The 23,760-nt window shown below is 71.9% G+C and carries 19 protein-coding genes; 11 read left to right on the top strand and 8 right to left on the bottom strand.

Annotated elements, in window-relative coordinates:
- Positions 1–8 precede the first annotated feature (8 nt).
- The 5 genes from G5C51_RS15555 to G5C51_RS15535 are packed head-to-tail and all read left to right on the top strand — an operon-like array spanning position 9 to position 5,699.
- Entirely contained in the window at positions 9–827 is an 819-nt protein-coding gene (locus tag G5C51_RS15555; RefSeq protein ID WP_165237619.1) for a carbohydrate ABC transporter permease, read from the top strand.
- Positions 828–849: 22 nt separating this feature from the next.
- Positions 850–2,157, top strand: coding sequence for an ABC transporter substrate-binding protein (locus tag G5C51_RS15550; RefSeq protein WP_165237617.1), 1,308 nt, complete (start codon positions 850–852; stop codon positions 2,155–2,157).
- An 11-nt stretch (positions 2,158–2,168) separates the two neighbouring features.
- A complete protein-coding gene (locus tag G5C51_RS15545) occupies positions 2,169–3,707 on the top strand; it encodes an alkaline phosphatase D family protein (RefSeq protein WP_165237615.1) in 1,539 nt (512 codons plus the stop codon).
- 1 nt (position 3,708) lies between these two features.
- Positions 3,709–5,313, top strand: coding sequence for a beta-N-acetylhexosaminidase (locus G5C51_RS15540; RefSeq protein ID WP_165237613.1), 1,605 nt, complete (start codon positions 3,709–3,711; stop codon positions 5,311–5,313).
- A 38-nt stretch (positions 5,314–5,351) separates the two neighbouring features.
- Complete coding sequence (locus tag G5C51_RS15535; RefSeq protein WP_165237611.1) at positions 5,352–5,699, top strand: VOC family protein; 348 nt, start codon at positions 5,352–5,354, stop codon at positions 5,697–5,699.
- Positions 5,700–5,781: 82 nt separating this feature from the next.
- Here the strand turns inward: G5C51_RS15535 and G5C51_RS15530 are convergent, their stop codons facing one another.
- Positions 5,782–7,986 (bottom strand): alpha-amylase family protein, encoded by a 2,205-nt coding sequence (locus G5C51_RS15530; RefSeq protein WP_165237609.1) that lies wholly within the window; start codon positions 7,984–7,986, stop codon positions 5,782–5,784.
- 4 nt (positions 7,987–7,990) lie between these two features.
- Positions 7,991–9,352, bottom strand: coding sequence for an FAD-dependent oxidoreductase (locus G5C51_RS15525; protein ID WP_165237607.1), 1,362 nt, complete (start codon positions 9,350–9,352; stop codon positions 7,991–7,993).
- Between the two features lie 198 nt (positions 9,353–9,550).
- On the opposite strand from G5C51_RS15525, the gene G5C51_RS15520 reads away from it, so the two are divergent.
- From G5C51_RS15520 to G5C51_RS15495, 6 genes are all read left to right on the top strand, one after another.
- On the top strand, positions 9,551–10,510 hold the full coding sequence (locus tag G5C51_RS15520) for a phosphotriesterase family protein (RefSeq protein ID WP_165237605.1): 960 nt from the start codon (positions 9,551–9,553) through the stop codon (positions 10,508–10,510).
- A complete protein-coding gene (locus G5C51_RS15515) occupies positions 10,507–11,265 on the top strand; it encodes a sugar isomerase domain-containing protein (protein WP_165237603.1) in 759 nt (252 codons plus the stop codon). The genes G5C51_RS15520 and G5C51_RS15515 overlap by 4 nt, the downstream gene beginning before the upstream one ends.
- Positions 11,266–11,268: 3 nt before the next feature.
- Positions 11,269–12,720 (top strand): FGGY family carbohydrate kinase, encoded by a 1,452-nt coding sequence (locus G5C51_RS44040; protein ID WP_165237601.1) that lies wholly within the window; start codon positions 11,269–11,271, stop codon positions 12,718–12,720.
- Positions 12,717–13,472 carry an SDR family NAD(P)-dependent oxidoreductase gene (locus G5C51_RS15505; RefSeq protein ID WP_165237599.1) on the top strand — a complete coding sequence of 252 codons (756 nt, stop codon included), beginning with the start codon at positions 12,717–12,719 and terminating at the stop codon, positions 13,470–13,472. The genes G5C51_RS44040 and G5C51_RS15505 overlap by 4 nt, the downstream gene beginning before the upstream one ends.
- Positions 13,469–14,200, top strand: coding sequence for a UTRA domain-containing protein (locus tag G5C51_RS15500; protein ID WP_165237597.1), 732 nt, complete (start codon positions 13,469–13,471; stop codon positions 14,198–14,200). The genes G5C51_RS15505 and G5C51_RS15500 overlap by 4 nt, the downstream gene beginning before the upstream one ends.
- Before the next feature lie 74 nt (positions 14,201–14,274).
- A complete protein-coding gene (locus tag G5C51_RS15495) occupies positions 14,275–15,486 on the top strand; it encodes an FAD-dependent monooxygenase (protein WP_165237595.1) in 1,212 nt (403 codons plus the stop codon).
- Here the strand turns inward: G5C51_RS15495 and G5C51_RS15490 are convergent, their stop codons facing one another.
- From G5C51_RS15490 to G5C51_RS15465, 6 genes are all read right to left on the bottom strand, one after another.
- Positions 15,487–16,212, bottom strand: a complete 726-nt coding sequence (locus G5C51_RS15490; protein ID WP_165237639.1) for an ABC transporter ATP-binding protein — start codon at positions 16,210–16,212, stop codon at positions 15,487–15,489.
- A gap of 32 nt (positions 16,213–16,244) precedes the next feature.
- Positions 16,245–17,081, bottom strand: a complete 837-nt coding sequence (locus tag G5C51_RS15485) for an ABC transporter ATP-binding protein (protein ID WP_420824817.1) — start codon at positions 17,079–17,081, stop codon at positions 16,245–16,247.
- The gene (locus G5C51_RS15480; RefSeq protein ID WP_165237593.1) at positions 17,078–19,078 is read right to left on the bottom strand and encodes an ABC transporter permease subunit; all 2,001 of its coding nucleotides are present in this window, start codon (positions 19,076–19,078) and stop codon (positions 17,078–17,080) included. Before G5C51_RS15480 ends, G5C51_RS15485 begins: the two co-directional genes overlap by 4 nt.
- 1 nt (position 19,079) lies before the next feature.
- Positions 19,080–20,294: an ABC transporter substrate-binding protein gene (locus G5C51_RS15475; RefSeq protein WP_420824816.1), complete on the bottom strand. Its 1,215-nt coding sequence runs from the start codon at positions 20,292–20,294 to the stop codon at positions 19,080–19,082.
- A gap of 63 nt (positions 20,295–20,357) precedes the next feature.
- Positions 20,358–20,768, bottom strand: a complete 411-nt coding sequence (locus G5C51_RS15470; protein WP_165237590.1) for a roadblock/LC7 domain-containing protein — start codon at positions 20,766–20,768, stop codon at positions 20,358–20,360.
- Positions 20,768–23,155 (bottom strand): sensor histidine kinase, encoded by a 2,388-nt coding sequence (locus tag G5C51_RS15465; RefSeq protein ID WP_165237588.1) that lies wholly within the window; start codon positions 23,153–23,155, stop codon positions 20,768–20,770. The genes G5C51_RS15470 and G5C51_RS15465 overlap by 1 nt, the downstream gene beginning before the upstream one ends.
- Between the last annotated feature and the right edge of the window lie 605 nt (positions 23,156–23,760).

Here is a 23,760-nt window from a genome sequence, read left to right as displayed (position 1 = left end):
GCCGTTCCATGCGCACCATCCCGAAGAAATCCCTCATATACGTGGCGCTGGTGGTAGGCGCGGCGCTCACCCTGTTTCCGTATCTCCTGGTCGCGCTCACCGCGTTCAAGGACCGTGGGCAGCTGTTCTCCACCGCTCCCTGGCTGCCCGCTTTTCCGCCGACGACCTCGAATATCGACAAGCTCATCGACTCGGGTTTCCTGACCTACGTCGGCAATACCGCGCTCATGACCACGGTGCTCACCCTCGGGCAGCTGGTCTTCACCACCTTCGCGGCCTACGCGTTCGCGCGGATGAAGTTCAAGGGCCGCGAATTCCTGTTCTGGTGCTACCTCGCCACGATGATGGTGCCGAACGCCGTCACCATGATCCCGCTGTTCCTCATCATGCGGGAAATGGAGCTGGTCAACACCTGGTTCGGGCTGCTCGCCCCGTATCTGCTCGGCACCCCGTACGGCATCTTCCTGATGCGGCAGTTCTTCCGCACCATCCCCGCCGACCTGGAGGACGCCGCCCGTATCGACGGGGCCGGGCCGCTGACCGTGCTGTGGCGGATCCTGCTGCCGCTGTCGCGGCCGGCGCTCGGCACCCTCGCGATCATCACCATCGTCACGACCTGGAACAACTTCCTGTGGCCGCTGATCATCACCAGCAGCGACGACACCAAGGTCGCAACGGTCGCCATCGCCACGCTCAAGCAGAACATCGGCAGCGACTACAACCTCATGATGGCCGGCAGCCTGATCGCCCTGCTGCCGATGGTGCTCATCTTCCTGTTCTTCCAGCGGTTCATCGTCCGGTCCGTGGTTCTCACGGGCCTGAAGTGACTTCAACGTGAAGGGCCTACCCATGAACAGAACGACCCGGCTGTGCGCCGCCGTGCTCAGCGGCGCCCTCCTCGGACTGAGCGCGGCCTGCGGCGGCGGCACCGGCGGCTCCGGCGACGGCGAACTGGTCTACCGCACCTGGGACGAGCAGCAGAAGAAGGGCCTGGAGAAGGTGATGGCCGCCTTCGAGAAGAAGAACCCGGGCATCAAGGTCAAGATCGAGCTGCTGCCCTGGGACCAGTACTGGACCAAGCTCACCGCCGACGTGGTCGCCGGCACCGCGCCCGACGTGTTCTGGATGAGCGTGCCGCAGTTCCCCGAATTCGTCACCAAGGGCGTGCTCGCCGACGTCTCCGACGTCGTCAAGGACCCGTCCCAGTACAACAAGAACGTCGTGCAGTCCTACACGTACAAGGGCAAGCTCTACGGCGTCCCCAAGGACTGGGGCGCGGTCGGACTGCTCTACAACAAGGACCTGTTCAAGAAGGCCGGCGTCGAAATGCCGGAGAAGCTCACCTGGGCCCCCGACGGCTCCGGCACCTTCCTGCCGCTGCTGCGCAAGCTGACCGTCGACGAGTCCGGCAAGCACCCCGGCGAGTCCGGCTTCAACGCCAAGCAGGTCAAGAACTGGGGCTTCGCCTCCTGGAACCACTACCAGACGCAGTGGATGAACTGGATGGTCTCCAACGGCGGCAAGATCACCGACAAGCCGTTCGGCAAGTTCGCCTTCAACGGTCCCAAGGAGGTCGAGGCCCTCAAGTGGGGCGTCGACCTGATCAACAAGTGGAAGGTCTCCCCGCCCGCCGCCCAGACCAACCCGCCGTCGGCGCAGGCCACCGAGATGTTCCAGCGCGGCCAGGTGGCGATCTTCCCGGCCAACAACGCGCTGCTGCCGTTCGTGCAGCCGGAGGCCAACTTCAAGATCGGCGCCGCGGCGATGCCCGAGGGCCCGGCCGGCCGCGCCGTGAACATCAACGGGCTCAGCGAGGCCGTCTACGCCAAGTCCAAGCACCCCGAAGAGGCCAAGAAGCTCGCCCGCTTCCTCGCCACCCCCGCCGCCCAGAAGATCATGGGCGAGGACGGGTACGTCTTCCCGGCGCTGACCAGCCTCAACCACACCTACGTGGACTACTGGAAGAAGAAGGGCATCGACGTCCAGCCGTACGTCGAGGAGTCCGAGGGCAAGACCTTCAACCTGCCGATCGTGTCCGGCTTCTCGGCGGCGGAGAAGGGCCTCAACCAGAACATGAACTCCGTCTACCTCGGCAGGACCAGCCCGCAGGACGGCGCCGACAAGGCGGTCCAAGACGGCAACGCGAAGCTGAAGTGAGGACCCCCGGGATGCCATCCAGACGCGCGTTCATGGCGGCCACCGGTGCCGTCGCCCTGCCCGTGCTCATCAACGCCCCGGCACGGGCGGACGGCCGGCGGCTCGCCGACCCGTTCACCCTCGGCGTCGCCTCCGGCGACCCCACCCCCGGCGGGGTGGTGCTGTGGACCCGGCTCGCCGTCGACCCGCTCGCCCTCGACGGCAGCGGCGGCATGCCCGACGCGGACGTGCCCGTGCAGTGGCAGGTCGCCGCCGACCAGTCCTTCCGCCGGGTGGTACGGGAGGGGACGACGCAGGCCCGGGCCGCCGCCGGACACAGCGTGCACGTCGAGGTCGACGGCCTCGCGCCCGGCGGCGAGTACTTCTACCGCTTCCGCACCGGCCAGGACCTCTCCCCGGTGGGGCGCACCGTCACCGCGCCCCGCCCGGGCACCCGCACCCGCGACCTCAACCTGTCCTTCACCTCCTGCTCCGACTGGCAGACCGGCTACTTCACCCCGTACGCGCGGATGGCCGAGGACGCCCCGGACCTGATCGCCTTCCTCGGCGACTACTTCTACGAATACGGCCCGTACGCCTCCAACGTGATCCGCCCGGTGACCGGCGGCGAGTGCTTCACGCTCGCCGACTACCGGCTGCGGTTCGCCCTCCACCGCTCCGACCCCGACCTGCAGCAGGCGCACGCGATCGCGCCGTGGGCGCCGGTCTACGACGACCACGACATCGAGAACGGCTGGGCCGGCGACATCCCCGAACAGCCGGACCCGCCGTTCCTGCCGCGCCGGGCGGCGGCGTTCCAGGCGTACTGGGAGAACATGCCGCTGCGCCGCGCACAGCGCCCCACCGGCCCGGACATGACCCTGTACCGGACCATCCGCTGGGGCGCCGTCGCCAACCTGCACATGCTCGACACGCACCTGTACCGCGACCTGTACGCGTGCACCGGCAAGCCCGGGATGATCCCGGCGGACTGCGCGGAGCGCCTGGACCCCAAGCGCACGATGCTCGGCGCGGACCAGGAGGCGTGGCTGGACTCCCGGCTGCGCACCTCGGGCGCCACCTGGGACCTGCTCGGACAGCAGGTCTTCTTCATGCAGATGGACTGGAAGAACGGCGACGCCGTCGAGTTCTCCAACGAGGGCTGGGACGGCTACGCGGCCACCCGTACGAAGGTCACTGACGCGATCGCGAACTACCGCCGCAACGGCGTCGTCCTCACCGGCGACGTGCACTCGCACTGGGCGGGCGAGGTGAAGCGCGACTTCGGCGATCCGGACTCGGAGTCGGTGGCCGTGGAGCTGGTGACCACGTCGGTGACCTCGGCCCGCGACGGCCTCGACAAGTACCCCAACACCGACATCCTGCTGGCCGAGAACCCGCATGTGAAGTTCTTCAACGGCCGCCGCGGCTACGTCAGGACCCGGGTCACCGCGGAGGCCATGCACGTCGACTTCCGCTCACTGAAGTACGTATCGACGCCCGGCGCACCCGCCTACACCTCCGGCTCGTACGTCATCGAGGCCGGCAGCCCGCATCTCAAGGAGGCCTGACTTGATCATCCCGGCACCGTCGCGCACCCGGCCCGGCACCGGCACCTTCGCCCTCGGCCCGGACACCCCGCTACACGTCCCCGACCCGGAACTGGCCCCGGTGGCCGCCGTGCTGCGCGAGCAGCTGGCGCCCGCCACCGGCTGCCACTTCCCGCCAGGCCGCGGCGGCATCGAGCTGGCACTGGACGCCGGCCTCGGCGCGGAGACGTACCAGCTGACGGTGGCGGCCGACGGCATCCGGATCGCCGGAGGCGACGCGGCGGGCGTCTTCTACGGCGTGCAGTCGCTGCGCCAGCTGCTGCCGCCGCAGACCTTCCGGCGCGCTCCCCTGTCGGCCGGCCCCGTCCTCGTGGGCTGTACGGAGATCGAGGACCGGCCGCGATTCGGCTGGCGCGGCGTACTGCTGGACGTCGCCCGGCACTTCTTCACCAAGCGCGACGTGCTGCGGATGATCGACCTGATGGCGCTGCACAAGCTCAACGTGCTGCATCTGCACCTCACCGACGACCAGGGCTGGCGCCTGGAGATCAAGCGCTATCCGCGGCTGACGGAAGCCGGCTGCTGGCGGCACGAGTCGCAGCAGGGCTGGGACCCCGGCGGCGACGGCCGCCCGCACGGCGGCTACTACACCCAGGACGACATCCGCGAGATCGTCGCGCACGCCGCGACCCGGCACGTCACCGTCATCCCCGAGGTCGACGTCCCCGGCCACACCCAGGCGGCGATCACGGCGTATCCGGAGCTGGGCAACACCGGGGAGCAGCTGCAGGTGGCGACCGGCTGGGGCGTGGGCACCCGGGTGCTGAACGTCTCCGACGCCACCCTGGACTTCGTACGGAACGTCTTCGACGAGGTGGTGGAGCTCTTCCCCGGCACCCTGATCGGCGTCGGCGGCGACGAGTGCCCGAAGGAGGAGTGGAAGGCGTCCGAGGCGGCGCAGGCGCGGATGGCCGCGCTCGGCCTGCGCAACGAGGACGAGCTGCAGAGCTGGTTCATCGGCCAGGTCTCCGACCACCTCGCGACGCGCGGCCGCCGCCTCCTGGGCTGGGACGAGATCCTGGAGGGCGGCCTGCCGCCGGGCGCCACGGTGGCGTCGTGGCGCGATCACCACGGCGCGGTGAAAGCGGCGCGGGCCGGCCACGACGTGATCACCAGCCCGGCCCGCGAGGTCTACCTCGACTACCGCCAGTCAGCGAGCCCCGACGAGCCGGTGCCGGTCGGCACGGTGCTGCCGATCGAGGAGGTGTACGCCTTCGAGCCGGTGCCGGAAGAGCTGGCCGGCACGCAGGCGGAGGAGCGCGTCCTGGGCGCACAGTGCGGCCTGTGGACGGAAGCCATCGACAATGTCCGGGTCCTCGACTTCCAGGCCTTCCCACGCATGAGCGCCTTCGCCGAAACGGTGTGGAGCTCCGCGGACCGCGACGCAGCCTCCTTCATGACCCGCCTCACCGAACACCACCTCCCACGCCTGGACGCGCTGGACGTGGAGTACCGCCCCCTGGACGGCCCACACCCGTGGCAACGCCGCCCGGGCGTCCGCGGCCGCCCGGTGGAGATGGCCGACTACCTGGCGGGGGTCGCGCACGACACGCGCAACATCCGTTAGGGGCGAGAATCGGCGGACCATCTGCAGAGGAGAAGGCGATGAGTGAGATTCCGGCGAACCGGGTGACCTGGTTTCAGCTGCCCGCCGATGATGTCCAGCGGGCCTGGCGCTTCTACGGTGACGTCTTCGGCTGGCGTCAGGAGGATGCCTACGCCAACGAGGTGCGGGCGGGCGCGATCAACGGAGAGATCGCGGCCCGTGATGAGGCCCTGCAAGAGCCCCGGTTGGTCGTGCGCGTCGACGACATCGACAAAACGATCGAGAGAATCACCGCGGCTGGTGGCCGGCTGTCCGTCGGGCGCACGGAGATCCCCGAGATCGGCATGGTCTACGCGTCGTTCATCGACACCGAGCAGAACACCGTGAACATCGTCGGCGACCTCTAGGGCGCTCCGTTCACCAGCACTGGGTAGGTGGGCCCACACCAGCGGGCCCACCTACCCAGTCCGGTCGGTACCAGACCTCGGTTCAGTCGAAGCGCACCTCGACGTGCTCCACCGGCGTGCCGTCGGGCAGCCGGTCGGGCACGTCCATCCGTACGCGGCCGTGCTCGACCGGGAAGGTGTCCAGTGGGCGAGTGCGGCCGCCCGGCAGGTGTGCCGTGAGGTGTGCCTGGGTGGCCGGCCCCTCGTGGCGTACGACGAGGCGGGCCGGCTGGAAGGCGACGACGGCGAGGTGGTCGCTGCGGGTCAAGGGCTGCGCGGTCAGGGAGGCGACGGCCGCCTGGGCGTCGGTCTCCACCACGTCATCGAGGCGTTCGTGGCCGGGCACGCCGGCGAAGCCGTGCGGGCGCAGCGCCGCCAGCGCCGGCTCGCCGTCCTCGTAACGGACCCAGGAGGCGGCGCGGGCGCCGGTGGAGACCGCGTGCGGGACGCCGCCCAGCGCTGCCACCGTGCCGAGCGGGCTCGGGCGGACGAGCCGTGACAGCCCGTTGTACGCGGCGACCTGATGCGGCGTCAGCCGGTCCGCGGGGCGGCCCGTGGCGAACGACCCCAGTGAGCCGAGCGGTCCGGAGGCGATCGAGTCGAACCAGATCTGCTCGAGGTCGGCGGCGTCGTAGCCGGAGGAGCCGTAGCTCGCCACCCCCAGCTCGGTGAGCACGGAGGAGAAGTACAGCCGCCGGTTCACCTCGGCCGGGATCTCGCCCGCGGCCAGGAACAGGTCGTCGGCGCTGACCAGGTCCAGCCGGGAGGCGAACAGCGGCGACAGCGAGTAGTACATGACCGCGATGTCCGGGTCGGCCGCGCGCAGGGCGTCGACCACCAGCTCCACGGCGTGGCCGAAGATCCGCTCGCCGCCGAGCCGCGGATCATGCGGCCGGGCGGTGGCGAGCGACGGCAGCTCGTAGCCGAAGTCGAACTTCACCAGGCTCGGCCGGTAGCGGCGCACGAACCGCCCGATGCAGGCCGTGAGCGCCGCCGCCGTCTCCGGATGCGTCACGTCGTACAGCCGGTAGCCGCCGGGCCGCACGATCGGCCGGCCGTCGGCGCCGCGGAGCATGTGCGCGTCGGTGAGCCCAAGCGCGCCGGGGTCGTCGCAGCGCAGGAACGCCGCCCACAGCCCGATCCGGTCGCCGTCGGCGCGCACCCGGCGCAGGAAGTCCTCGAAGTCCGGCAGCCGCTTGGTGTCGTGCTCGAGGACGCCGTAGCTGCCCTCCCACTTGTCGTCGATGACGAAGAGGCCGCGGGTCAGGCCGGTCGCCCGGTATGCAGCGTGGATCGTCTCCAGGCTGTCCTGATCGAGCCGCTCCTGGTCGGCATCGAGGGCCAACTGGGCGGCCCAGGTGGTGAACTGCGGCAGCGCGAGCGTCTCGTCCTTGACCGGGGTCCGGTGGCTGCCGGACACCACCCCGGCGGCCACGAGCGCGCGCTGGTACGCGGCCACGGCGGCCCGCTGATCAGCGCCGAAGGACATCCGCCAGCGCGGCCCGAGCAACTGCTCCCCGCGCGCGGCGGACCACGGCTTGCCAGCCAGCCGCAGCACCGGCGCCGCGCTGCCGCCCGCGATCCGCAGCATCAGATCGCCGTCGGGCAGCTCGGCGAGCCCGCAGCAGTACGCGGCGGACACCCGGTCCTCCACCCTGCCGGCCAGCAGCGGCATCCCGTCGGCGTGAAAGCCGCCGAAGTAGTGGGCGGGCAGCCCCCATTGCTGCATCGGGCTGTCCACGTCGCAGGCGCCGCGGCCCAGCCAGGTGGTCAGATCAAGGCCGGTGATGGCGGGCACGATCGGGCTGAGCACGGGCGCCTCGCAGATGCCCGGGTGGACCAGGAAGGCGGCCGCCAGGGTGGGCCGGGGGTCAGGCCCGGCCGTGGCGAACCAGTGCACCGACTCGATGTCCTCGTCCCGCGCGGCGGCGTAACCGAGCGGCTCGATCCAGCACCCGTCGTCGTCAAACCGCCAACACAAGCGCACGGTGGCGGTGCCGTTCACGCCTTCGTACGTGACCCGCACCCGGTCCCCGTCGACGTCGCAGGCGGTCGCCGTCCCCGCCGAGCACACTTCCTCACCATCGCGGCGTACTCGCACCGTGGGCTGCCCGGTGCCGCGGACGACCTCGCGTCCCCGCGCGTCCCGGAAGACGAAGCCGTCGTCGGCGCGCGACCAGCGCCAGGTGTAGGCGGTGGCCTCGATACGTACACAGGTGCCGTCGTCGTCGATTACCGGCTGCGTCACGCGGTCATCCCTTCACCAAGCTGGGTTCTGGTTCTGCCTCCCGCACGTCGTCCCCGGTCACCACCGCACCCGCCGCGCGCAGGCGGCGCCGCAGCGACTCCGGATCGACGTCGCGGGTGCTGCCGGAGCCGGTCGCGGCCATCGCGGCCGCCGTACCCGCCGCCTGGCCGAGCGCCATGCACTGCGCCATGGACCGCACCGACGCGTGCGCGTCGTGGGTGGCCGAGAAGCAGCGGCCCGCGACCAGCACATTCGCCGCGTCCCTGACCACCAGCGTGCGCAGCGGGACGCCCACGACCTGGCCGTCCGGCAGGTACGTCCAGCCGGTGCCGACGCCGTCGTTGTGGTCCTCGATCGGGGCGCCGCACAGCGCGATCTGGTCGGGGAACTGCCGCACCCCCAGCACGTCCTCGCGGGTCAGCCGGTAGTCCCCGTACACCCGCCGGGTCTCGCGGACGCCAATCTGGCTGCCGAAGGCGATCAGTTGGGCGTGCGCGTAGCCGGGCACCCGGTCGCGCAGGAAGCGCACGTACTCCAGCGCCTGGCGGCGGCCGGCCATCTCGGCCGCGGTGAGCAGGTCCGGGTCGGTGGCGTTGACCGTGCGGCCGTTCTCGGTGCGGTACGACGGCAGCCGCGTCATGATCGTCGCGGTGACGTGGTCGACCGGCGTGATGTGGTCGCTGCCCTCCAGGCGGGGCAGGTCGTACGCGCCGCTCGCCGCGGCTTCACGCATGAGCGCGGCGAGTTCACGCTTGGGCAGCGGACGGCGCCGGTCCAGATCGACGTTGGCCATCCGGAAGGTCGTCGTCAGCGTCTGCGCCGGCTCGCGCTCGCCCGCCAGCTCGTAGCCGAAGCCGGCGAAGTGGCACAGATCCGCGTCGCCGGAGGCGTCCACGAAGACGCGGCCCTCGACCCGGGCCGGACCGGCTTTGGTGGCAACGATCAGGTTCTGCACCGCGTCGTCGCTGCCGACCCGCACCCCCTGCAGCGTGGTGTGCAGCAGCACGCGCACCCCCGCGTCGAGCACCAACTGCTCCCAGGCGACCTTCAGATGCTCCGGGTGGTACGTAACACCCGTGCCCGCGCCGAACGAGTTGGGGCGGCGGATGACCGGGCCGAGCCCGGTCAGCGCCTCGACCACCTCGTCGCCGATCCCGCCGACGACCTTCAGCGGCCGGGAGCCCGGGGTGTAGAAGCCGTAAAAGGTGTCCAGCACCGCGGTCGACGTGCCGCCGAGGAAGGCGTTGCGCTCGATCAGGACGACCGAGGCGCCGGTACGGGCGGCGGCGATGGCGGCGCTCGCGCCGGCCGAACCGGAGCCGACCACGACCACGTCGGCGGTGGCGGCGAGTCGTGTGTCTTCCATGTGCTCCGCCCCCACAAGTGGTCCGTCAGTGCGATGAACGTAAGGCGGCCCTTCCAACGGTGTCAATACCACTCGCACCGCCCACACTTGAGGTTCGCCCAAGTAGACAGGGACATTTGATCGCGTCAGCCCATTCCCTGGCGGACCACTTTGAGTGATACTCAACGCCCAAGTGGTCCGTTCAACAAGGGAGGTGCGGTGATCACCACCGTCCTGGGCGACATCCCGGTGGACCGGCTGGGGCCGACCGATTGCCACGGCCATCTGCTGATCCGCGGCGGGCTGCCGGTCGCGCTGGAACCCGAGTTCCTGCTCGACTCCGTGGACGCCGCGGTGACCGAGGCCAAGGAGTTGCTCGCCGCCGGTGGCGACGCCGTCATCGACTGCATGCCGCTCGGCGTCGGCCGCGACGCCGCCGGGCTGGTCGAGACCGCCCGTCGCTCCGGGCTCACCCTCGTGGCCGCGACCGGCTTCCACAAGGACCGCTTCTACGCCGCCGATCACTGGGTGCGCCGCTACCCCGCCGACCGGATCACGGAGCTGCTGGTGGCCGAGGCGCGCGAGGGCATGGAGCGCTCCGGCTACGGCGACCCGTTCGTCGAGCGGGTCGAGGCCCGGCCCGGCATCATCAAGGTCGCCACCAGCGCCCCGGAGCCGACCGCCATGGAGCACACCACACTCCGCGCGGTCGGCGCCGCGGCCGCTGCCACCGGGCTGCCCGTCATCAGCCACACCGAGCACCCGGACGCGGCCCCGGCGCAGCTCGCCGCGCTCGCCGCGGAGGGACTGCCCGCCGAGCGCGTGATCCTCTCCCACATGGACCGGCACGGCGACGCCGACACCCTCGCCGCCGCCTGCGAGACCGGCGCCACGGTGTGCCTGGACTGGCTGGGCCGCACCGACCGGCGCCCGGACGCCTTCATCGTCGACCTCGTCGTGGAACTGGTGCGCCGCGGCCACGGCGACCGCGTCGTACTCGGGCAGGACCTGGCCCGCCGCGGCTACTGGCACGCCTACGGCGGCGAGCCGGGCATGCGCAACCTGTTCGCCAACGTCGTACCGCAACTGGCCGCCGCCGGACTCTCGCCCGACCAGGTGCGCGCGGTCCTCGTCGATACGCCCCGCAGAGTCCTCGACCGTATGGAGATGACGCGATGAGCCTCGCGTACCCGCAGATAGCCCGGGAGATCGTCGACCGTATCGAGGCGACCCAGGAGGAGCCCATCCGCGCCGCAGCGGACGTGTTCGCCGATGCCATCGCCGCCGGCGGCCTCGTGCACCTCTTCGGTGCGGGGCACTCGCGGATGGGCGTGGAGGAGATCTTCCCGCGCATCGGCTCGATCGTCGGCTACCACCCGATCGTCGAGCTGTCGCTGTCGTACTACACCAATGTCGTCGGCACGATGGGCCTGGCGCAGGCGCTGTTCCTGGAACGGCAGGACGGCTTCGGCGAGTTGCTGCTGTCGCAGTACACGTTCGGGCCGCACGACGCGGCCATGGTGATCTCCTCCACCGGCATCAACAACGTACCCGTGGAGGTGGCGCTCGGGCTGAAGTCGCGCGGCCTGCCGGTCGTCGCCCTCACCTCGGTGGCGCACTCGTCCGGCGTCGACTCCCGGCATCCCTCGGGGAAGCACCTGTACGAGGTGGCCGACGTCGTGGTGGACAACTGCACGCCGCCCGGCGACGCGGCCGTCCACGTCGAGGGCTGCGACTACCCGGTGGGGCCCACCTCCACCATCGGCACGGTGGTGGCCGCGCACTCCATCAACGCGCTGCTGGCCGAAGGGCTGGTGGCCCGCGGCGTAAAGCCGGTGGTGCTCGGCAGCCCGCACTTCAGCGACGAGACCAGCGCCCGGAAGAACCTGGCGGAGTACTACGCGGCGCACCGCGAGCGGACCAGGGGCGTGTAGCGGGTGGCACTCACGATCGGCGTGGACATCGGCACCAGCGCGGCCAAGGCGCTCGTCCTCGACCCCGGCACGGGCGTCGTCGGCCGCGGCTCGGCCGCCCACCCCACGCACACTCCCGGGCCCGGACGGGCGGAGCAGGACCCGCGGGCGTGGTGGACGGCGACGGTCGCCGCCATCCGGCAGGCGGCCGCGGGCGTACGGCCGGAGGACGTGTCGGCGATCGCCGTCAGCGGCCAGGGCGCCGCGCTCGTCCTGCTGGACGACTCCGGGGAGCCGCTGCGCCCGGCGCTGATCCACCTCGACCAGCGGGCCGCGGCCGAGGCGGCCGAACTGAGCGGCGCGAGCGCGGGGGCCGCGGTGATGGCGGCGTCCGGCAACCGCGTCGGCGCCTGGAACCTGGCCGCCAAGCTGACCTGGGTGCGCCGGCACGAGCCCGGGCTCCTCGCCCGTACCGCCACCGTCACCTCGGCGGCCGGATACGTGCTGTCCCGGCTGGCCGGACGGCAGGCGCAGAACGTCAGCGACGCCGGCATCTCCGATCTGTTCGACCTGGGCACGCGCGGCTGGTCGGGGCAGATCCTGGCCGAACTGGGGCTCTCCGAGAAGCTGTTGCCCCCGCTGTACGCACCGACCGAGACCATCGGCGAGCTGTCCCCCGCGGCCGCCCGCGAGCTGGGCCTGCCGCCGGCGGTACGGATCGTGGCCGGCGGCGAGGACACCTCCGCGGCCGCCCTCGCCGTCGGTGTCCTGCACCCCGGCGACGCGTATCTGAGCCTGGGCACGGCGGGCGTCGTCGGCGTCGCCGTCGGTCCGGACGCGCGCCACGAGCCGCGGCTGCTGACCTTTCCGCATGTACGCGACGGCCTCGACCTGCTGTCCGGGTCGATGACCTCGGCGGGCGCGGCCATCGCCTGGCTGGCGGAGGTCACCGGCACCGACGCGGCGGGGCTGCTGGCTGCCGCGGAGTCGGCGCCGCCCGGAGCCGACGGCGTGGTGTTCCTGCCGTACCTGGCCGGCGAACTTCACCCCATCGACGACCCGGCGGCCCGCGGCGCCTTCTCCGGCCTGTCCCTCGTCACCGGCCAGGCGCAGCTCGCCCGCGCCGTCGTCGAGGGCTCGGCCGGCGCGATCGCCCACAACCTGAGCGTCGCCCGGTCCGCCGGCGCCGCCCCGGCCCGCCTCGCCGCCACCGGCCGGCCGACGGCGTCCGGCGCCTGGATGCAGGCGGTGGCCGACGCCACCGGCGTGCCCGTGGAGGTCCACACCGGCGACGGCGCACCGCTCGGCGACGCACTGCTGGCCGCGGCCGGTACGGACAGTGCGCTGCCCGAACTGGTGCGGGCTCACAGCCGAGTTGAGGCGACGTACCAGCCGGATCCGGCCGGGCAGAGCGCGGCGGCCGCCCGGCAGCGGGTCGCGAGCGCACTCTACGAGGCGACCAGGAGCGGCGTATGAATACCGAGGAGATGGCCGCGCGCACGGCCCTCGTCACCGGCGCCGCCTCCGGCATCGGCCTGGCCACCGCCCGCCGCCTGGCCGCGGACGGCTGGTCGGTGACCGGCCTCGACCGGCAGCCGCCGCCCGCCGACTTCCCCGGCACCGCTGTCATCGCCGACGTCACCGATGAGCAGGCGCTGCGCGACCGTATCGGCGCGTCCGCCCGCCTCGACGCCCTCGTCTGCTGCGCGGGCGTCTCGGGCGGCGCCGCCGGGGACGGGCCGGTGGCGCGATCGAGCGGGTCCGCCTTCGACACCGTCGTCGGCATCAACCTCCGCGGCACGTTCCTGGCCGCCTCCGCCGCCTGGCCCGCGCTCGTCGCGGCGCGCGGCACGGTCGTCACCGTGTCGTCGGTGCTCGGACTCACGGGCGGCGGCGGGCCGTTCCGCAGCCACGCGTATGTGGCGGCCAAGGGCGGCCTGGTGGCCCTCACCCGGGCGCTGGCCGCCGAGGGGCGCGGCGCCGGGGTGCGGGCCAACTGCGTGGCGCCCGGCCTGGTCGACACCCCCCTCGCCGCCCGCGGCGTCACCGACCCGGCGGTCGCCGCCTACGTACGCGACCGGCAGCCGCTCACCGGCGGCGTCATGGACACCGGCGCGGTCACCGGCGCCATCGCCTTTCTGTGCGGCCAGGACGCGGCCGCCATCACCGGCCAGGTCCTCGCCGTGGACGCCGGCTGGACCCTCGATCCCGCACTGGAGGAAGCGTGAACAACAGCCGTCTGGGCCGTGAGCTGGCCGCGGCGCTGGAGACCCGGATCTACAGCGGCCGCTGGCCCACCGGCATGAAGATCCCGGCCGAGCGCAGCCTGGCCGCCACCCACGAGGTGAGCCGGCAGACCGTACGGGAGGCACTGGACGAACTCGAACGCGCGGGCCTGGTCGTCCGCCGGCATGGCAGCGGCACGTACGTCGCGCCCCGCAAACTCGAGCAGTCGCTGCTCAGCCACTTCTCCATCGTCGAGTCGCTGCGGCAGGCCGGGGCGAAGGTCGGCACCGCGACCCGTAACGAGTCCGTGGTCGACGCGCTGCCGCAGATCGCCCGCGAACTCGGCCTGGACGCCGGCGCCGAGGTCTTCGAACTGGAGCGGCTGCGGACCGTGGACGGCGCCCCGTTCATGCTGGAACGCACCTGGCTGCCGACCGCCCTGGTCCCGGGCCTGGCCGAGACCGGCATCGGCGAGGCCGGCCTCTACCAGACCCTGCGCGACCGCTACGGCCTGGTGCTGGTGCGCGCCGTCGAGTCGTTCGAGCCGGTGCTGCTCCACGAAGCCGAGGCCACGGCCCTGGAGGAGCAGCCGCAGCAGTGCGCCCTCATGCTCACCCGCACCACCTACGACGAACGCGACCGCCCGGTGGAAACCGCCCGCGCCATCCTCCGCGCCGACCGCTGCCGCACCCTGGTCGAACGCCGCGTCCACGAGCCGGACCGGCCGTAAGGCCGCCAACTCCCCCTGGGTGCCCCGTAGATGACATTATGAGGGATCTTGAAAAGTGCTTGAGGGGAGCGATCATGCGTGGAGGTGCCGTCGCCATAGTTGGCGGCAGCATAGCCGGGTGCGCGGCGGCGCTGGCGGCGCACCGGTGTAGTGCCGGGGCGATTGCCGTGTTCGAGCGGGCCGGGAAGGAATTACGGGACCGCGGGGTCGGGATCGGGGTGCACGAGGCCCGCTTCGCCGAGCTGGAAGCGGCCGGTTATGTGGATTCGGCGGCGCCGTGGGTGCGGCTGACCCGGCGGGTGTGGACGGTGCGGGACGGAGCGGCCGAGCGAGGCCGGGACATCGGCTCTCAGCCCTTCCCGTTCCGCGGCTACAACTGGGGCTCGCTGTGGACCGAGTTGCGTCGCCGCGTGCCGGACACGGTGGACTACCGCACCGACGCGACCGTCACCGGAGTTGAGCCGGACGCCGACGGCGTCACCGTCCAGCTCGCCGATGGCGGGAGCGAGCACTTCGACGCCGTCATCGGTGCCGACGGCTATCGCTCCGTCGTCCGGACCTCGATGTTCCCCGGCCTCGCGCCCGCCTATGCCGGCTACGTCGGCTGGCGCGGCACCCTCGACGACGTACCCGCACCGGGGCCGGATGGCGATGACGCGCACGTGGTGGGCTTCCCCGGCGGTCACTGCATGCTCTACGTCATCCCCGGTCCTGGCGGCAGCCATCGGCTGAACTGGGTGCTCTACGCCACCCCGCCGCCGGAGTTCGAGCTCGACCTGCGGACGCCGACGTCGCTGCCGCCGGGGCGGGTGGCCTCGGCCCTGACGCAGTATCTGCGCTCCCTGGTGGCCGAGCACTTCCCGCCCTACTGGGCCGATCGCATCCTCGGCACCCCGCCGGAGAGCACCTTCCTCCAGCCGATATACGACCTTGAGGTGCCGCGTTACGCGGCCGGACGGCTGCTGCTCGTCGGCGACGCCGCCACCGTCGCCCGGCCGCACACCGGCGGCGGCACGGTCAAGGCGCTCCAGGACGCCACCGCCCTGGAGAACGCGGGAGCGTCGGGAAGCGACTGGACGGAGATAGCGGCGGCCTACGACGCCGACCGTACCGCCGTCGGCACCCAGGTCGTCGCGCTCGGCCGGCGGCTCGGACGCGCCCAGGTCGAAAAGGCCCCGGACTGGGCGGCCATGCACGAGGCCGACCTCCAGGCGTGGTGGGCGGAGCAGAACCAAGGCTCCGACCAGCGCAGCGGCTTCGGCGGACACGCCATGAACCGCTCCTGATCACGCCTTCGCGGCAGGTGCCAGGGCCAATGCTTCGTGCAACTGCGCGGGGTTGGCCCTGGCTGCGGCGCCGTCCAGCCGGTCGGTGACTCGCCCGGACGTCAGGACCGTGATGGTACGGGCGCAGGCCGCGGCCAGCCCGGGGCTGGGCGAGACCAGCAGCACGGCGATGCCGTCGTCGGCGAGCGCCACAATCAACTTCCGGATCTGGCCGACCAGCACGGGCGCGAGGCCCTCCGTCGGCTCGTCGAGCAGCAGCACCCGCGGCGTGCCCAGCAGGGCCCGGGCCAGCGCCAGCATCTGCTGCTCGCCGCCGGACAGGTCGCCGCCGCGGTGGCCGAGGCGTTCGCCCAGCCGGGGCAGCAGTTCAAGGACGCGGTCCGGGGTCCACGCCGTACCGGAGCGCGGGCGGCGCGGCGGACGGTGGGCCAGCCGCAGATGCTCGGCGACGGTGAGGTGTGCGAAGACGCGGCGGCCCTGTGGGACCAGCCCGACCCCGGCACGGGCTATGTGGTGGGTCGGCCGGCCCGTCACCTGCTGGCCGTCCACGAAGACGCCGCCCGCGGTGGGGCGCAGCAGCCCGGCGATGGCGTGGACCAGGGTCGTCTTGCCGGCGCCGTTGTGGCCGACGACCGCGTGCACGGTGCCCGCCGGCACGGTGAGGTCGAGGGCGTGCAGCACCGTGCCGCCGTGATAGCCGGCCGTCAGTCCGCTGACTCTCAGCATGGGCGAGACATCCTCTGCGGTCATCGGCGCCGTCATCCTTTCCGGTCGCTGTCGGACGCCGGGGCGTCGGCTGCGGTCGCGACCGGGTCGAGGTAGGCGTCGCGGACCTCGGGATGGCTCAGCGCTTCCCGGGTGGGACCCGAGACCAGCACGCGGCCGGCCATCAGCACGGTGACGGTGTCGGCGAACTCGGCGACCAGGTCGGTGTGATGCTCGACGAGCAGGACGGCGACATCGTCGGAGATGTCGTCCAGCACGCGGAGCAGCCGGACGACATCACGGTCGGTCAGTCCCGCCGCGGGCTCATCGAGCAGCAGCACGCTGGGACGGGCGGCCAGGGCGGCCGCGAGGTCGAGCAGCCGGCGCTGGCCGTGCGACAGGGCGCCGGCTGGCTGGTGCACCACGTCGGCCAGGCCAACCGCCTCCAACTGGCCGGAGGCCGTCGCGGCGAGTTGCCGCAGGCGTTTCGGGCGCCGCCACGCACCGGGGCGCAGCGGATGGTGCCGCCACGTGGCCAGCATGACGTTCTCCAGCACCGTCAACTCCCGGATGGCGGAGGGCTGCTGGAAGCTGCGCGCGATGCCCAGCCGGCTGCGCCGGGCGGGCGCCCTGCGGGTGATGTCCCGGCCGGCCAGGGTGATGGCGCCTTCATCGGGACGGGCGGTGCCCGCGATCAGGTTCAACAGGGTGGTCTTTCCGGCACCGTTGGGGCCGATGACGGCGTGGCGGGCGCCGGTGGCCAGGTGCAGGCTGACGTCGTCCACGGCGGTGAGGGTGCCGTACCGCCGGGTGAGACCGGACAGGGAAAGCACTGGGTCAGCGGGCGGCCGCCCCATCGTCTTTACGTCCCTTTCGGCCGGCGGCGTCATGAAGTGACCCCCTGCTCCGCTCGCGCCTTCTCCGGGGGTGCGACGCGTTCCGCGGCGGCCCCCCGCTGCTCGCCATGGTCGGGCGGTCGGCGTGCGAGACCCGCCAGACCGCGAGGCAGCAGATAGACGGCGGCCACGAACAACGCCCCGAGCAACAGCGGGCCGTGGCCCGGCCAGGAGCCGGCCACCCAGTCACGGGTATAGACGATCAGCCCGGCCCCGAGCATCGCACCGACGACGGAGGTGGTCCCGCCGATGACGGCGGCGAGCAGCGCGAGTGCGGCGATCTCGAAGCCGACGTCGGCGGGTGAGACATACTGCTGGACGGTGACCATCAGCGCGCCGCCGACGCCGGCCAGGGCGCCGGCGCCGATGTGGGCCAGCAGCAGATAGCGGGATACGGGATGTCCGGAGGCCTGCATCCGCTCCTCGGCTCCGCGGGTGCCGGTCAGCAGCTTTCCCGCCGTCGACCGGAGCAGCAGCAGGGTGAGGGCCACGGCGCAGCCCGCGACGACGAGCGCGTAGAGGTAGAGGTCGCCTTCCTCGAGCAGTTCGCCCGATCCCCACAGGGGGCGCGAGAGCGGGAAGCCGGCGAGTCCGTCGGTGCCGCCGGTCACGGACTTCCACTGGCCGATAGCCGTGCCGGTGAGTTCGCCGACCGCCAGGGTCACCATGAGCACGGTGGTGCCCCGGGTACGTATCACCGCGGGCCCGGTCAGCGCAGAAAATACGGCCGCTGCGGCCGCGGCGGCGATCGCCTGCACCGGCCCCACCGTCCAGCCGGCGTCGGCCATCAGCGCCGTGGTGTAGGCGCCGACGGCGAACGGGGCCGTCTGACCGAGGGTCGGCAGGCCGGCGTAACCGGTCAGCACGGTGACGCTGACCGCCAGCAGGCCCAGGGCCAGGGCGTATCCGGCCAGCGAGAGGGAGTACGCATCGGCGAACCACGGCAGCGCCACCAGCACCGCGAGCAGGGCCCCCAGTGGCGCGGCCCGTCGCGCGGCGCGGGCGGCAGGTCCGGGCGCACGTACCGCGGCGCTCCGGCCGCGCGCGACCACCGCCGTCACCCGGCGCCGCAGCCAGGCCGCCGGGTCCTTCGGCGGCTCGCCGCCGTCCGCGCCGTGGCCGCCGGGCGCCGCCAGCACACCGGCCCGGGACCGTAGCACCAGCACCGCGGCCATGGCCGCGAACAGCAGGTACGGGGCCCAGTCCGGGGCCACGGAGACCCCGAGCGTCTGCACCTCCCCCACCCCGATCGCGGCTGCCAAGGTGGCCCACAGCGAGCGCAGCCCGCCGAGCACGATCACCACCAGCGAGAGCATCAGCACGTTCTCCGCCGTCCCAGGACCGGGGCCGATGATCGGCGCGCCGAGGACACCCGCCGCGCCGGCCAGCGCCCCGGCCGCGGCGAGCATGCCGGTGTGCACCAGTCGCGGGCTGATCCCGGATGCCGCGAGCATCTGCGGATCGTCGGCCGCGGCGCGCACCGCGGCGCCGGCCCGGGTGCGGGTGAGCACCCAGGTGCCGACCGCCGCCAGCACCACCGCCATGGCGATGAAGCACAGCCGGTACGCGGGATACCGGTGCCCGAGCAGGGACACGGAGGTGTCGAGCTGGGCGGGGATGCGCACCGGCCTCTCGTCCGCCCCGAAGAGGTCGATCAGCAGGTTGCCGCCGATCAGCGAGAGACCGAAGGTCAGCAACGCCTGATCAAGATGGCCGCGGCGGGTCAGCGGAGCCGTCGCCGCGGCCAGTACGGCCCCCGCGGCGCACGCCGCCGCGGTGCCGGCCACCAGGCCGATCGCCAGGCCGCCCCAGGTGCCGTCGCTCAACTCGGCCCCGACGTAGGCGCCGACCGCGTACAGCGTGCCGTGCGCCAGGTTCAGCACGCCGGCCGTGCCGAAGGCCAGGCTCAGGCCGGCGGCGACGACGAACAGCAGCAGCCCGTAGGCCACCCCATCGACCGCCGGCACCAGCTGGGCGTCCAGGACGTCCACGTCAGCTGCCGAGGGTCGTGAGGTCCTGCATCATGACGTTGGACAGCTGCTTGCCGTCGCGCCGGACCTGGCGCAGGTACCACTTCTGGACCGGCGAGTGGGACTTCTTGCCGAACTCCCAGGAGCCGCGCGGGCTGTCGATCTGCCCCAGCTTGCCGATGGCCTTGTTGATGGCCTCCGGGGTCACGTCGCCGGCCTTGTCGGCGTCCGCGATGGCCTGATCCAGCACGGCGGCGGCGTCGTAGGACGCCATCGCGTACTCGGTGGGCGGGGTGTCGTACTTGGCGGTCCAGTCCGCGACGAACTTCCGGTTGGCGTCGTTGTCCAGGTCCTCCGCGTAGTTGAGGGCCGAGTAGATGCCCTTCGCCGCGTCGCCCTGCGCGGTGAGCAGGCTGCCTTCGGTGAGGAAGCCCGCGGAGTACAGCGGCAGGTCGGCGGCGTCGGACTGGGCGTACTGCTTGACGAAGTCGAGCGCGGCCTTGCCGGCGTAGAAGCAGTACACCGCCTTGGCGTCCGACCTGGCGATCTTGTTGAGGTACGGGGTGAAGTTCGTGGTCTTGGGGAACGGCGTCCAGGTGGTCTTGCCGCCGGGGTTGGCGAGCTTGCCCCCGGCCGCCTTGAAGGCGTCGGTGAAGCCGCCGACCTGGTCGTAACCACCTTGATAGTCCGGGCCGATCGCGTAGACGGGGCCGTCGACCTTGTCCTTGAGGTGTTTGGCGATCGCCTTGCCCGGCTCGTCCGAGAGGAAGCTGGTGTGCCACACGCGGCTGACGTCCTCGACCGGCGGGCGGCCGTTGGAGCTCACCAGCGGGATCTTCTGCTGCTCGACCAGGGGCAGCACGGCTTTGTACGATCCGTTGGCGACAATGCCGGTCAGCACGTCGACGCGGTCCTTCTTGACCAGCTTGGTCGCCGCCGGCACCGCGGTGGGCGGGCCGTCGCCCTCGTCACCCACCGACAGCTTCACCTTGTGGCCGCCGAGCTCGCCCTTGTGGGTGTCGAGATAGAGCTCGAAGCCCCTTCTCTGGTCGGTGCCGACGGCCTCGTACGTACCGGACAGCGAGGCGAGCAGGCCGACCTTGACCGTGTTGTCGTCTGAGCCGCTGCTACTGCCGCTGCACCCCGCGGCGGCCAACGCCAGGCTGAGGGCGATGACACCGGCCGCACGGCGGCTACTGCGGCCCGGGCGGCGCGCTATGGACTGATCAACGAACACAAGGGCTCCCATGAAAAGTTCCGGAGGGGGTGAGTGGGTGCTGGGTGGGGGTGTAGGCAAGCGTCACGAGGAGCGCTGCACGAAGTCGGCGCGTACGCCCGGGGTCAGGGCATCGCCGACCTGGTTGATCAGCTCGGACATCATGTAGCTGACCTCACCGATGTCCGCGTCCCGGGTGGTGGTCACCAGGAGGGACGCGCCGCTGGAGACCGCCATGGAGAACATGTAGCCGCCCTCCATCGCCGTGAGGCTGTGCTCCACCGGATCGGATTCGATCAGCTGCGCAGCCCCGTTGAGGAGATTGACGATGCCGGAGGCGATGGCGGCCAGCCGGTCCGCGTCGTCCTGGTGCATCTCGGTGTGCGCGACGGCGAGACCGTCCACGGAGACGGCGATCGCGTGGGTGACCTCAGGCAGCCGGTCGGCGAAGTCGGACAGCAGCCAGCTCAGGTCGGCGGTGGAGGGGGTGCTCATCACTTGCTCCGTTGTGTCTCGTCATCGTTGGCGGTACGGCCGGGGTTGGCGCCACCGGACTCCGTGCGGCGCTCCGTGCTCCTGCTGACGCCGCGGGTGTAGGCGGCCAGCACGTCGGAAATCTGCCGGGAGTCACGGCGCCGCTGCGGCTTCTTTGCTGTCGCTGCGCGCGGTCCGGGCCCGGAACGCTCCGGGACGCGGGGCCACGACTCCGCCGACTGGCGGGCCCGGACCGGCAGACCCGCGGAGCTGGTCCCGGCGATGCGCTTGGCCGGGTCGTACTCCTCGGGCACCCGCAGGCGCCTTGTCGTGTCGGCCCGTTCAGCAGTCGGTTGCTCGTGGCCGGCCGCGCCGGACGGTGCGGCGGTGCCGACCCCGGCGGCGACCTTTTCACCGAGCCCCTGACCAGGCCGGCCGGGCCGGGGACTGAACACCGAACCATCGCCGAGGCCGCCGGGCCGGCCGAGGCCGAGCTCCTGCGGATCGGCCGGCGACTGCCCGGTGACGTTGACCAGCACGCTCGCCGGCAGCGTGACCTCGGCGATGGTGCCAGGACCCGAGGAGTCACGGAGTTCGACCACGATGCCGTGACGGGTGGCCAGGCGCGAAACAACCTGCAGGCCCATGGACCGTACGTTGCCGACGTCGGCCCGCGGCTCGGCAAGCCGGGCGTTCAGTACCTCCCGGCGCTCGGGCGAGATGCCGACACCTTCGTCGACGATCTGCACCACCGCCCGGTCCACCAGCGACCAGACGGCCACCCCGACCTGCCGGTCGGGTGGCGAGAACCGGGTGGCGTTGTCGAGCAGCTCGGCCAGGATGTGGGCCAGGTCGTGCACGACGCGTGCGGAGATGCCGATGCCGCGTTCGACCGTGCCCAGGGTCACTCGGTGGAACCGCTCGATCTGCTGGGCCGCGGCCACGATGACGGTGGCGCACGGCGAGTCGGCATTACGCACCCGCGCGTTGCCGTAACCGCCCAGCACCAGCAGGCTGTTGGTGTTGCGCTCCATCCGGACGGCCAGGTGGTCCAGGGCGAACAGCACCTTCATGCGTTCCGGATCTGCTTCGTCACGCTGCACGGCGTCCAGCTCGGACACCATGACGGCGGTCAGCTGAGCGCCGCGACGGGCCACACCGACCAGCGTCTCGGCGAACTGGTCGCGCACGTGCGCCTGCTGGGCGGCCAGCCGCACCGCCTCGTAGTGGACGGCGTTGAACGCGTGGCCCACCTCACCGATCTCGTCCTCACCGGTGGCACCCACCGGCGTGCCGGAATTGCCGGCGACCTGCTCCGGCGTGGCCCCGCCGAGAGCGCCGGGCTGGGAGAGGTCCTCCACGATCATCGGAAGCCGCTTGGTGGCGACCTCGCGTGCCGCGTTCCGCAGCTCGCGCAGCCGGCGGATCATGACGCGGCCGAGGCGGATGGCGACGAGCAGCGCACCGACGAGGGTGAGCAGCACCAGGGCCACCTCGCCCACGGCCCACCACAGCTGGGCAGAGCGGGAGTCGATCACCGCGTCGTGCACGGAGCCGTCGACGCGGCGCTCGATGGGTACCAGGAGGGCCAGTCGGCCGGAGGTGGCATCGAGCCACTCCCCCGCCGAGACGCTGAGCTGGTCGCCGCCGGCGGTACGGCTGACCTCGTCCTCCAGGCGCTGCGCCGCCAGGGCGTCGGGCCCGGCGAGGCTGCGTTCCAGCCAGGACCGCCATTCCTGCGGGCCCACTGCCGCCATTTCACGGCGGGATGCGGTGTAGCCGAGGCTGGTGGCGTCGAAGGCCCGCTGGGCGGCCGGGGTGAAACCTTCGCTGTGCAGCGCGCGCTGCACGACCACCTGCTGCTGGGCGAGATATTCACCGGCCTGGGAGAGCGCGGCGGCCGCCTGTATGCGGTCGGAGAGGTCTACGTCCACCCCGTCGGCCTGTGCGATGCCGCCCCGGTAGTTGATCAGGTCGGCGATGGTGATCCGGTAGCGGAACGTGAGCGCGGACAGCGTGCTGGTGCCGGAACGCACCTGCGCACGTAAGGAGGAGAGTTCGGCGAGCGAGCGGTCGACGCGCTGGAGAGCCTCCTCGGCCTTCTCCGGCACGGAGGACAACTCTTCACGGTGGTCGCGGTACTTGGCGATCGCGGTGTCCGTCGCCTCGGCCCGCTTGGTGAACGCGGCCTCATCGCCCTGGGCGGCGACGAGTGCGGTGGCCGCCGCCCGTTCGCCCTGTAAGCGCGAGCTGAGCTGCCCGGCGGCGTCGGCGGCGTCGACCATCTGCGTCAGGCGCTGGGCCTGGACCACGTGGTCGACCGCGGGAGCGAGGGCCCGTAAGGAGAACGCGACCGCGACTGCGAGGGGGATGCTGACCAGCAGGATCAGCCGTCTGTTGATTCTCATCTGGCGGCCCCGTTGGGTATGGGGGCGCGGCACGGTGGAGCTAATAACACGCGGGTTGACCTATGACTCGATCCGGACAGGTGGGGGGTGACGCATCGCGACGCGAGGTGCTGCTGGGGCGGGCGATGCGAACTGATGTTAGCCACTAAACGTCAACTACGGATGAGTAATCGATCAATTAGAGAATCCGTCAGGAATGTCCGATCAGAAACGTGCCTCACCGCGGGCAGAACTGATCGAAGATGGCCGCGTGAATCCGGGAGTCGAGGTGGTCAGCCTGGACACGGTCACCGACGAGCCGCCGCCGGCGTGCAAGGTCCGCCGGGATGACTCGGCTCATACGTAGCAGCTAAGGGCCAGAAGTTACCGAGCGCCACGATGCGGAGTCAAGGCTCCCGCATGCGCCGCGACGAGAGGCTGGACACGCGAACCACCTTGCACCGCCCTACGCCCCCGGTTCGAAGACCGGCGGCTGCCCGCCTGGGGCCTGACCGACCCCGAACCCGTCCCCTGCCCCGCCTGCGAGGCGCGGATGACCCCGCTCCTCACCCTCGCCTCCACCGAGTGCAATGCTCCAGGTAGGCGACGCCGTCACACTCCAGCTG

Source organism: Streptomyces coryli (genome assembly GCF_011044975.1).
Taxonomy (GTDB): domain Bacteria; phylum Actinomycetota; class Actinomycetes; order Streptomycetales; family Streptomycetaceae; genus Streptomyces; species Streptomyces coryli.
The sequence above is the reverse complement of the archived record's forward strand: the minus strand, read 5'-3'. Positions and strand labels throughout refer to the sequence as shown.